The sequence below is a fragment of the Pedobacter sp. 05L430 genome (assembly GCF_056397585.1).
On sequence record NZ_JBFTNT010000004.1, the window covers coordinates 76848 to 89199 of the forward strand.

Here is a 12352-nt window from a genome sequence, read left to right on the forward strand (position 1 = left end):
TTTCTCTTTTATAATAAATAAGATTGATTTATAATTTATAGCGCAAGCCTAACAGGTACGTTTGCTCGTAATAGTCGTTGCGGATTAATGTTTTACCATCAAACTGATTCCCGGTATCTGCATTTGCCGGATTAATACCTTTAATAAATAACTTCGAAGGTGTGTTTAACAGGTTTCCCGCTTTTATGAACACACTAAGGTTTTTCTTGAATTTTTTCTCAGCAGAGGCATCCATCTGGATAAAGCCCTTTTGCCAAAGGTCATTATCAAGGAATTGTGATACGGTATTAATGCGCGGACCTGTATAGGAGCCGGCAACCTGGGCATCCCATCCACTTTTGGTGTTTTTATAGATAAGGGATAGGTTGGCGATATGTTCCGACTGTCCGTAAAGCGGACGCGATTGCAACACAGTGATTTTTTTAGAATCGTTGGTTTCGGGGTCTATTGTCAATAAATCCTTTGGTGTTGTAATTCTGGAATGGGTATAGGTATAGTTTGCCTTTATTCCAAACTGATTAATGAATTTTATGTAGTCAATTTCCAAGCCGTAGTTCCTTGCAGTTCCGAAATTACCTGGCAGATAATAGGTGTCCTGAGGGCGGATAGGGTCTGCCTGAAAGCTATATTCAATCGGGTTTTTAATCGCTTTATAAAACGTTCCAACCAATAGTTGATCATTACTATTTGGAAATAGCTCGTAGCGCAAATCAAAGTTATCCGCAATAGCGCGCTTAAGATCTGGATCTCCTTTTTCCTTGTAGTCATCCTGAACCACACCTCCCGGAATAAGTTCATAAAACCCGGGACGGTTTAAAGAGCGGAAGTACGATGCCCTTAACTGCTGCTTTCCACTCAGTTTATACTTCACATTTACAGATGGAAGAAAATCAGTATAAACCTGATTACCCTTCGGGCGAAGTTCTCCGGCAGGGAACAGCATTGCGTAACCCTGGTTTGTGTGTTCAACGCGTAACCCCCCAACTACCTCAACTGCATCCTTACTTATGTTAAACATCCCATAACCAGCAGCAAGTTTTTCCGAGGCATCATAAGTAAGGGGATTGTTTACGGCTCCACCCGGTGTTTGAACTGTCCAGTCTATCTCAGTATAATTATTAAAATCAACCCCATATTTAGCTGCGGTATTTACCGGAGTTAAAGTGTAATTGTTAAAGAAACTGCTGCGCTGCTTGTCGCGGTATAATCCTCCTGCAGAAAATTCTACTTTGAGTTGGCCAACAGGAACTTTATAGCTAATGTCAAGATATCCGGCTTTGTCTTCATCCGTGTTACGTTCCCAGCGATGCGTTGTGCCATTTGTTTTTGCAACAGTGCGAGTGTCAATAAAATTCTCGCGTTTTCCACTTAAGGTAATGGTTGTGTTATCTGGCACTTCATTTTTGGCAGACGAATAGACTGCCGACCACGAAATCTTCAACTTGTCCGGAATAATCTGATGATCTCCATGAAGCGTGCTGTTATAGATCTGTTGTTCCGTYACCCTCGATCGTGTAGCGTATTCCAACTGTGCTTTTCCTGCGGCTGGTTCATAGCCGGTAGAGAAATCTGTAGATTTTTCATCTCTAACCTGAATGTTATTCAGATCCACGTAGGCATTATAAAGACTTAGCTTATTGTTTTCGTTGAATGCGTAATCCAGCTTACCATGAAAACCATAGCGTTTCTGTTGTTCCGAATACTGGCGTTCGTTCATGCTTGTGATTGTTGCAAACTTATTTGATGCRTTGGCTGCCGACGAGCGATAGAAAGTGCCGTTGCTACCACGATAGGTGTTCTGATAGCTTCCTGCAATAATTAACCCAAGCTTATTGTCAAGAAAACGTTGCCCTATAGATAAACCACCTACTAGGTTAGGAGCAGGGTGGCTCGACTTGTAATCTGCAGTACCTCTTGGAAAGTCTGCTTGCGTGGCTTTGTAATCCTTCCCGTTAAGCTCATATGGTGATTTACGATGAACTGAAGAGGCATCAAATGAACTAAAGCCCCGATCTATAAATAGCTGACTATAACCGCCTGCAAGGTTTGCATTGATCTGTAGCTTTTGCGGTGCATCTTTCATTACCATATTTACCACCCCACCTATGGCGTCGCCTTCAAGGTTTGGAGTCAAGGTTTTATATACTTCAAGCCTGTCCAAAAGTTCCGAAGGGAAAATGTCCAAAGGAACGTAACGGTATTTATTATCAGGGCTCGGTATTTTTATCCCATTAACCAGGGTATAATTGTATCTTTTGTCCATTCCTCTTAGAATAGCATATTGTCCGTCTCCACTATTGCTCCTTTCAACTGATACACCTGAAACACGTTGAATAACATTTGCGACTGTCAGATCCGGAGAAATCTCCATCGCCTTGCCCGATACGACATTAATTAGCTGCGCAGATTTTTGCTCGATGCGTCTTGCAGTTTTTTCAGCCGAGCCATCATTTTTTGCCGAAATAACTACCTCACTTAATTCTTTCTCTTTCGTTTCAGACAGATAAATCCTGATCGTTGGATTATCCTCTTTAAGTATTGTAATCTGTTTAGATAAAACCTTATACATCACATAAGATACTTTTAATGTGAAGTTTCCTGCTGGTGGATGTTTGATCTCAAACGAGCCATCTAATCCCGTTAATACTGCCTTGTCAGTATTTTCCAGATATACTGATGCGCCTACTAAAGCTTCACCTGTTTTCTGATCAAAAACGTAACCTTTTAAACTGGTTGCACTGGCCGTGGCAGCACCAATTAATAAGCAAAAAAGAACTTGTAAAATTGACTTCATTTTCCTGAAAATTTGTTTGTGGTGGTAGTGTTTTTTAAACCGTGAGGCAAATGTGCAAACCAGGTGATGGAGTTTAATGATTGAGGCGTGTACAAAATGTATACAGCGTTACAAATGATGTATACAGAACGGATACAGCGTGAACAGTATTTTGTTAAAATATTGATTGTCAAGTATTTGATTGTAACCGAAATCGCCATTATCATTTAGTTAGCGTTATGTTAACAGTTTGTTAAGCCTCCGGAAATCGTGATTTTTGTTATAGTGTCTGTATAAAAGAACTCAGGTTTTCTCCTTGCGGAATATTCAGTTTTTTACGTAAACGGTAACGTGCAACACGCAAACTATCCTGGGAAATACCAAAAATAACAGCCATATCTTTTGAGCTTAAATTCATCTTAATAAGGGCTACTAAACGGATGTCATTTGCTGTTAAATCATCACTATGTCTTTTCAGATTGTCAAAAAAAGCCTGGTGAATTTGTTCAAATAAAGTAGAGAATTCTTTCCAATGCCTGTCATGATTAATGTTTTGATTTATTTTCTGCATCACTTGCTGTAACTGTCTCTTCTGATCTCTTTTTTCATCCTTTATCATATCAGAGATCTCTTCCTTTAGTTCTTCCAGAAACTGATTGCTTTGAATTACATGGAGCGTATTGCTGGTCAGTTCCTTGCTTTTAAGTTCCAGCTCAGCTTTAATGGCATTCTTCTGGATTTCATAAAGCATGTTGTTCTGCTCGTTAAGCTTCTGTTCGTTTCGAAGTTTCAAACGTTGACGGCTAATAGTACTTATACCCAGTAAAATCAGTAAGAGGATGATCAGGATCACTGCAACAATGATATACTGATTTGCCTTTCTCTCATTTTCAAACCTTACAATTGCATCGTCCTTTTGTTGTATTTCAAATAAGGTTTGTAATAGGGCCAGCTGCTTGGTATTGTCAGCCGTATAGATCTTCAGGAAGATATTGCGGCTTAGTTCACTGTAGTGATAGGCGCTATCATACTTTTTAATAAGATCAAATGTTTTCGATAGGTCCCTGTAGGCACTGCTAAGCTGATATTGATCATTCATGATTAAGGCCATATGTTCCGCTTTGCGCGTATAACGCATTGCTTCAGGGTACCTGCCTTTTTTTCTGTAAACGTCGCCAATGTTGTTTACAATCTCTATTTGGGCAAGATCATTTGCCGCGGCCTTGTTTAGTTTTAGAGACAATGAATAGTACTTGAGGGCCGAATCAAGATGCAGTTTGTCTTCATAAATACTACCAAGGTTCTCATAGATCTTTGCAATGCCGGTTTGATTCTTTTCCTTTTTATAGGCCGTAAGTGCCAGCTGCTGATATTTCATTGCACTTTCGTACTTACTGCTTTTCTCATAGGTCTGACCAATAAGTCCATAACATTCCGCCATGCCTGACCTGTTGCCTATCTTTATATAAATATTTAAGGCCTCCTGAAATTTAGTCAGCGCTGTTTTATATTGCCTGCTGTAGTAATAAGCATCCCCAATTTTATTCAGGTTTTCAGCCAGGTTAGCCTGATCATTATGGTTTCTAAATATGCGGTCTGCCTTGTAAAAATAATTTACTGCCTGCGAATAGGCTGCCTGATGATAAAAGATCTCGCCAAAATATTGATAATATTTTGCAGCAGAGATCAGGTCATTCTGTTTTAATGCTGTATTTAACAACCCCTTTATTTTTATAAACGCAGAGTTGGGGTCTTTCTTAATCAGTGTGCCTATATCATTTTTTCCCTGAGCCTGATTGTAAACCGCAAAAACAGGTAATGAAAAACAAAACAGAATTAAACCTATTGTTATACTATTTAAGGTAAGTTTCTTCACCCTTTAAAAGTAAAACATACAGTATTAAGCTAATGTTAAATTAAAGAGGCGCCATCTTAAGGCATAATCTTAATCTAATTTGTAAACGCGCACATAATCAACATAGAACTTTTGAGCAAATATAGAATCATCAATATCTCCGCCCCATTCGCCGCCAATCGCGGTATTCATCAAAAGATATAGCGGAGAGGTAAACGAATCTTTGTACGCTGTAGCCGGGGCCGACATGCTGAAATAATACTTGTCGTCTATAAAAACCTTTACACTATCACCCTTGCGCTCCAAACCATAAACATGGTATTTTTTATGCACATCATCCATCTTTACATTGGCGCCGCTGCTTTTATGGCCATTAGGATCTTTCAACCCACTATCAGCCCAATGGAGGGTTCCGTGAATAGTTGAAGGCGTATGACCTACAAACTCCATAATATCAAATTCTACACATTTAGGCCAGCCCACCTGCTTTATATTTGATCCCATCATCCAAAGGGCAGGCCATATGCCCTTTCCCGATGGGATCTTTGCTCTTATTTCAACACGGATGTTTCCGTCAAAGTGCTGTTTTCCAAGTGTGTTAATACTTGCCGAAGTATAATCGGCATCCTTATATTTTTCCTTTAGTGATTTAATCACAAGCTTGCCACGCTTAACATAGCAATTTTTTAATCTGGCACGTGTATAGAACTGTTTCTCACGGTTTCTTACAAAGCCTTCCTCGTAGTCCCATTTTGTAGAATCGGGAAGGCCTTTATAGTTGAATTCATCACTCCATATCAACGTCTTGCCTTTTTCCATAGGCATAGATTTAGTTTGAGCCATACCAGAAAGGGCAGACATTAGCAATGCTCCAATTAAACAGTTAAATGCTTTCATAACTAAAGGTGATAAATATTTAGCGCTATTTAAGTAACTCTTCTGGTACAGGCTTGTTCAATAGGTTTTGATAGTAAAAGCGGAAACGCTCAGCTTTATCATGAGCAGATTTTACACCTCCCCATCCATGTCTTCCACCCGGATAGATCATCAACTCAAAATGTTTATTCGCATTTTGAAGCTTATCTATAAGTTGTATCGTATTCTGCATATGCACATTGTCATCCATATCACCATGCATAATCCTCAATAATCCTTTATAATTGTTTACATAGGTTAAAACAGAACCATCTTTGTAACCCTCAGGGTTTTCTTTAGGCGTATCCATAAAACGCTCTGTATAATGAGAATCGTAAAGCTCCCAGCTGGTAACGGGTGCTCCCGCGTATCCGAAATCAAAATCGTCGGCTCCTTTAGTAAGGGCAAGGCAAGTCATATAACCGCCGTAGCTATGACCTGTAATCAGTAGTTTCTTATTGTCAACCCATGATTTGGCTTTTAACCATCTTGCAGCAGTAGTATAATCCTGCATTTCCCACTTACCCAGGTTGCGGTGCATTAAAGCAACGCCTTCCTTACCAAATTGTCCTGATGCGCGGTGATCTACAGAAATCTGTACGATCCCTTCATTTGCCCACCATTGTCCGCCAATTCCTTTCCAGGTATTGCTTACGTTGCCTGCATTTGGCCCGCCATAAATACTCATCACTACCGGATACTTTTTATTCTGATCAAAATCAGTAGGGTAGGTTATTACAGCTGGTAAATTATAGCCATCATCAGTAGGGATAGTAATCATTTCTGTTTTACCATAGTTGAACTGTGCAAAATCATCAGATTTAGTGTCGCCAAGTTCTTTAATGATCTTCCCTTTATTGTTTAATAATGTTCTTTTAGTAGGGGTAGAAACATTGGAATAAGTGCTAATGAAATAAGAACCATTGGGCGACATCATTACCTGATGAGAATAATCCCCAAATGACAATCGTTTTAAGTTCTTGCCATTGTAGCCTACACTATAAAAATCTGTTCTCGTAGATGCTTCTTTACGAGCCATAAAGTAAACAACCTTATTTTTCTCATCTACATGAACAAGATCAGTAACCTGCCATTTGCCGCTGGTTAGTGGATTTACCAGTTTCCCATCTAACGTGTATAAATAAAAATGTGCCCATCCTGTTTTATCACTTTTAAGGATATAGTGTTTTTTATCTTGAAGATATTCTATGCGCCCATCGTAATCTAAATCTACCCAAGAAGACTGTTTCTCGTCGTAGATTTCTTTTTTAGAACCATTGGTAGGGTTTACTGAATAAAATTTTAAGTTATCCTGTCCGCGGTTCATCCATTGTACCATTAAATTACTGCCATCAAAACTCCAGTAAGGAGTGCCAAAGTATTGATCATCTTTTTCGTTAAAGTCGGCCCATACAATAGAACCTCCGTTTACAGGGACAAATCCTACTTTTACTTCCGGATTAGGGTCGCCAGCTTTTGGATAGCGTGTTTTTTCTGTATACCCATGTTGCCCGGTTGATCCATTAATTGGAAACATGGGAACCTTGGTATCGTCAAAACGCATAAATGCAATGTTCTTACTATCCGGCGACCACCAGAAGGCTTTGTAATTGGTAGATCTGCCAAGAATTTCTTCGTAATACACCCACGACGACCAACCATTATAAATTACATCAGTTCCATCATTTGTATATCTGATCTCTTTTCCTGTTTCAACATCAACTGAATACAGATCGTTATTTCGGGTAAATGCTACATGCTTTCCATCAGGAGATAGGGTAGGGTTCTTCTCCTCGTCTTTATCATTTGTTAAGCGTTTTGGTTCATCCTGCCCGTATTGTATGTAAACATCATTGTTTTTAACAGATAGATTTACATTACTTTTTGGCGGTGGAGTATACGGCGTTCTTTGGCCCGATTTAACATCTACTGCATATAAGTTATGATCCTTGGTGTCCATCTCAATGTAATGGTTATCATCACTCCATCCGTTGACTATATTTATAGATTTAGTAAGCGAGGGCTGGCCACCAAAGATTTGTTGTTGTGAAAGTTTTTTGAGCTGAGCCTCTGATTTGATAATAAATAATGACATCGCTAAACAAATAAGTAGTATTTTTTTCATGCTATAAGATCCTGTTGATATTGAATTGCGCCTTAGCGCCGCGGAAATTACTAAAGTATAAGTACTTTACGAAAAATCTTCTATTTAAAGTTGTATCCTATCCCAATTTGGAATGTTTTAAGGCTCTGCTAAAGCAGCCGTCATCTCCTTTGATTAACCAAAGGAGATGACGGCGTTGGTATAAAAAAAGCGCCCTTAAAAAGGGCGCTATATAATTTTAAACAAGTACTAATCTTCAATTATACAATCCAGTTCCAACCGAATTCATCAGGAGCTAATCCGTAACGAATATCATTCAATGTTTTAGCAATACCTGCTGAAACTGTACGTGTTGAAGGGTCAGTTAACTTATAAACCTGGCCTTGGTATCCGATTTCTCCAATTGGAGTTACCGTTGCTGCAGTTCCCGCTGCAAAAGCATCAGTCAATCTGCCGTTTTCAATTCCTTCTATTACTTCTTTTACACTAACGCGTCTTTCTTCAACTTCAATGCCTGCTTTTTTTGCAAGTTTGATAATTGTATCACGTGTTACACCATCTAAAACAGTGCTTCTTACAGAAGGTGTTACCAATTTGCCATCAATTACGAAGATCAAATTAGCTGTCCCTGCTTCTTCAATAAACTCATGAGAAACAGCATCTGTCCAGATTAACTGATCAAAGCCTTCTTTTTGAGCTTCTGCAAATGGATATAAAGAACGAGCATAATTTCCAGCGGTTTTGGCGTAACCAACACCACCTTCATCTGCACGCGTATATTCAGTTTCAATTTTAACTTTTAAGGCTTTGCTGTAATACGGACCTGTTGGTGTAGTTAATAAAGCAAAAGTATACTTGTCAGATGCTTTAACACCTAAATAAGGATCTGTAGCAAACATCACCGGACGAATGTATAAAGAATAACCATCCTGATTAGGGACCCATTTATTATCAATCTCAATCAGCGCTGCAATTCCCTGCATAAAAATATCCTCAGGAATGCTTGGCATAGCCATACGTGTTGCTGATTTGTTGAAACGCTCAAAGTTTTTTTCTGCTCTGAAAACGCTGACTTTTCCGTCAGCTAAACGATAAGCTTTCATACCTTCAAAAATTGCCTGTCCGTAGTGAAGGGCAGAAATTGCAGGGCTCATAAGAATCGGACCGTAAGGTAATACCTGTAGGTTCGTCCACTCACCATTTTCGTATTCTGCAATAAACATGTGATCGGAAAACACCTTTCCGAAAGGTAATTGAGAAAAATCTGTTACTGTTAATCTGGTCTGCTCAGTCTTGGTTACTGTTATATCCAATGTCTCGTTCATTTTGACTTGTATTTTATTACTGCAAATTTAATAAAAAAAGCCTTGTTTATTCTTTATTATTTTGGATTTTGACAATGTTTACGCCTCATTTCTAAGTGTTTTCAATACACTAAGCACCCAACCCTTGCCCCATTCCTCCATTTGATCTTCTGTCCAAAGGAAAGGATAGAAAATTCTTTTCTGAAAACGTGGAGGTAAATACTTCTGCCAGTTGGTGCCACCGGTAGCTGCAATATCTACAGGATCTCTCTCCAAATACCTGACCGCAGATTTATAATGAGACAATGGCCACTCCACATTCACATATAAATCAAGCTTTCTAAGCTCATCTGCCAAAGCAGAAACATCATGCCCCTCTTTTAACAGCTTATAGTATAAGGCCGAAAAATTAGTCTCTTTCCTGTCCTTTACCAATTGCAGGAACTGCGCAGCATACTTGTTTATAAATTGCTTTAAAGTAAGCGTCTGTTTACCGCTGGCCAATTCTGTAGCCCCAAACTTCCAGTAAATGAATTCAAATTGCTCTTCAACGCTCTTATCTGCAAGTTCTTCTCTTTTGCTTTTGTCAACCAGCCTGATAAAATCAGTTGCGCAAATTTCTATCATTCGGTATTGACCAGATTGAAAACCACTTGCTGGTAACAGCGACATTCTGAACTTCAGGAACTGATCTTTATCCATCCCATTCACCATCACCTCAAACGAAGTAACCAATGCATTAAAATAAGCATTAATGCGTYTTACCCGATTGGTAAAAAACTGAACCGTTAGTTCCTGATTATCAGCAATCTGTTTGCATTCATGAAGTGCAAGTTTAAAATATAGCTCAGTAATCTGATGGTACATGATAAAAATCTCTTCATCCGGGAATGGCGTTTTCGGGTTTTGCAGGCTCAGTAGAGTATCCAGATGGATATAATCCCAATAAGTTAAGAAATCAGCATATAACAAGCCATCCAGATATGCAGACATATCCTGACCCATTGCTGCATACTTTTCCTGCAGTTTATCCAGTTTTTCCTTTATCTGAGGTGTAAGTTCCATTCTAATATAAAACCCTGAATTTTATGGTGTGCTCAATCTTTTTTAACGATTTAAACAACTGCTTGTCGTATTGTGCATTTATATCTGTAATCACGTAACCAATTTCAGGGTTAGTCATCAAAAACTGACCCACAATATTAATATCATGCTTGGCAAAAACAGTATTTATTTTAGCCATAATACCCGGTACGTTCTTATGAATGTGTATTAACCTGTGCGATTTCTCGATTCTTGGCAATTGCAGGTTCGGGAAATTACTGCTAAGGTAACTGGTACCTGTATTCATAAAATCGATCATCCTTTTTGGAATGAAATCGATATTACGTGGGTTGTGTTTTGGATCTTCAAAAACAACAACGCCCTGCTCAGTACAGGTAGCTATATCAATTTTGTTTTTTGTATTGCCAAGATAACCTATAGTTTTAAGCTTAACCGCTCTTTTTAATTTCTCAAGCTCAATCTTTTCACCATCTGCCAACAACATCATGTGTACATCAGCTACATATTTCTCTTCAAAAGTAGTTTTGTGGCGAACAGAGAAACCATCTTTTTTCAGTAACTCAATGCTCAATGGGTCTGCATCACCAATAATCAAACACAGAATCCTGTTTTTAGGATATGATATAGCCCTTGGTAAATTGTTTACATACAAGAACTCGTCAAAGCTTGGCGTAATGTGATCTGCTTTTTTAACAATGCTTTCTCTAGAAATATTCTCAGTAAAAGCATAGAATTTCTTTATCAAGCCACTTTCGCGAAGCTGAAAATCAGAATAGCCATCGCCAATTCCGTAAAGGTCGCCTTCAAGGTTTAGCTGTTGCATCAATTTTACCTTGCCACCTTCTTCACTTAAAGGGTTCGAGTGGTCGTAATCAATTATCTTTCCATCGCCGGTAGTTACAAAAGTATTGGCGTAGATGTTTTCTTTTTTAATGTGGAACTTGCTTACTACCGGAGTAATAAATTCTTTAAAGCCACCTGAAACAATCAAAACTTCATCTGCATGCTTTTTAAAGAATTCGGCATTACGCGAAAAAGAAGCAGAAACTTTTTTCTTTAAATGCGTAATCAGTTGTTTCAAATGATCTTCATTAGCCTCAAGAAGCTTTACTCTTTGAGCCAAACTCTCTCCAAAAGAAAGCTTTCCTTCCATTGCAAGGTTAGTGTAATCTTCAATCTTCTGAAAAATAGCGTCTTTCTCAGGATGTTTTTTAAGAGAGATACGGGCCAGCTCATCTAAAGCCTCTACCTGTGTAAAGGTGCTGTCAAAATCAATGATGTAAATATTTTTCTGCTTCATTTTTAGTTGTTCTTTAACCCTTCGCAAACTTCTTCGATGCTTTGCTTAAGTGGTTTAAATTGTATTCCTATTGTATGCTTTATTTTTTCGTTACTGTATAAGCTTTCGTTTAAGCTGCTTCTTGCTGCGTCGCTTGTTAATGCTGCGGGTTTTCCTGTAAATAGGGATGCCAGTTTTGCGGCTCTCCATGCAATGCCCAGCATCCATGGCTTTGCTTCTTTGGCAGGGGCTTTTACCTTAAAACCCTGTGCAATTTCTCCAAAAAACCGCTGGTAATGATAGTTTTCAGAAGATATGGTGTAACGTTCTCCGCTTTCTTTACTGTTCATTAAAGCAATCATGCTTTTTGCAACATCATAAACATCCACAATTCCTGTTGCACCTCTGGTATAATAAGAAAGACCATCTTTAACCAGCTTAAATATTGCACCGCTGCCTTCAAAACCTGCTCCTGCTCCAATAATTACCGAGGGATTTACAATTACCGCATCTAGCCCTTCTGCTATTCCGCGCCAAACCTCCATTTCACCTTCGTATTTAGAAATGGCATATGAATGTGCTTTTGAATCGTATTCCCAGAAATCTTTTTCGGTAATTAGTTCGCCCTTTTTTGCATTTCCTAACGCGGCAACGGAACTAACATGCACCAACCTAACGTTATTTTCTGCACAAAGGTTAACAATATTGCTGGTGCCTTCAATATTAACCCTTAGCAATTGGGCTTTATCCTTAGGATTAAAAGATACCATGGCTGCGCAGTGGTAAACCTGATCGACACCATCAAAGGCATCCTCAAGTGAAGAAATGTCATTTATGTCCGCAACAAACCACTCAATATCAGCGTTGTTGCTTATTGATTGCGGTATAACAGAGTGCTCGCGTTTTAATGCTTTTACCTTTACACCCGACTCAGTTAATTGATTTATTAATTCTGCTCCTAAAAATCCAGTGGCGCCGGTAACTAATATCATTTCATTTTTTTTAGGATGTTCATTAAAATATGCTCTCAAAAATAGATATTTGATGGCATACATTT

Annotated in this window: 8 protein-coding genes; all 8 read right to left on the bottom strand. The window is 38.7% G+C overall.

Annotation, left to right across the window (positions count from 1 at the left end):
• Positions 1 to 28: 28 nt before the first annotated feature.
• The 8 genes from AC1DG9_RS02205 to AC1DG9_RS02240 all read right to left on the bottom strand — a co-directional run bounded on the left by AC1DG9_RS02205 (position 29) and on the right by AC1DG9_RS02240 (position 12287).
• Positions 29 to 2794 (bottom strand): TonB-dependent receptor, encoded by a 2766-nt coding sequence (locus AC1DG9_RS02205; protein ID WP_337717308.1) that lies wholly within the window; start codon positions 2792 to 2794, stop codon positions 29 to 31.
• Between the two features lie 259 nt (positions 2795 to 3053).
• On the bottom strand, positions 3054 to 4649 hold the full coding sequence (locus tag AC1DG9_RS02210) for a tetratricopeptide repeat protein (RefSeq protein ID WP_477612044.1): 1596 nt from the start codon (positions 4647 to 4649) through the stop codon (positions 3054 to 3056).
• Positions 4650 to 4718: 69 nt separating this feature from the next.
• Positions 4719 to 5525, bottom strand: coding sequence for a glycoside hydrolase family 16 protein (locus tag AC1DG9_RS02215; protein ID WP_172661764.1), 807 nt, complete (start codon positions 5523 to 5525; stop codon positions 4719 to 4721).
• A gap of 25 nt (positions 5526 to 5550) precedes the next feature.
• On the bottom strand, positions 5551 to 7638 hold the full coding sequence (locus tag AC1DG9_RS02220) for a S9 family peptidase (RefSeq protein ID WP_438871719.1): 2088 nt from the start codon (positions 7636 to 7638) through the stop codon (positions 5551 to 5553).
• Positions 7639 to 7907: 269 nt separating this feature from the next.
• Positions 7908 to 8972, bottom strand: coding sequence for a branched-chain amino acid aminotransferase (locus AC1DG9_RS02225; protein ID WP_172661759.1), 1065 nt, complete (start codon positions 8970 to 8972; stop codon positions 7908 to 7910).
• Positions 8973 to 9050: 78 nt separating this feature from the next.
• On the bottom strand, positions 9051 to 10016 hold the full coding sequence (locus tag AC1DG9_RS02230) for a tryptophan 2,3-dioxygenase family protein (RefSeq protein ID WP_477634259.1): 966 nt from the start codon (positions 10014 to 10016) through the stop codon (positions 9051 to 9053).
• A gap of 1 nt (position 10017) precedes the next feature.
• Positions 10018 to 11316 carry an HAD-IB family phosphatase gene (locus AC1DG9_RS02235; protein WP_172661757.1) on the bottom strand — a complete coding sequence of 433 codons (1299 nt, stop codon included), beginning with the start codon at positions 11314 to 11316 and terminating at the stop codon, positions 10018 to 10020.
• Positions 11317 to 11318: 2 nt separating this feature from the next.
• Positions 11319 to 12287, bottom strand: coding sequence for an NAD-dependent epimerase/dehydratase family protein (locus AC1DG9_RS02240; RefSeq protein WP_337717313.1), 969 nt, complete (start codon positions 12285 to 12287; stop codon positions 11319 to 11321).
• Between the last annotated feature and the right edge of the window lie 65 nt (positions 12288 to 12352).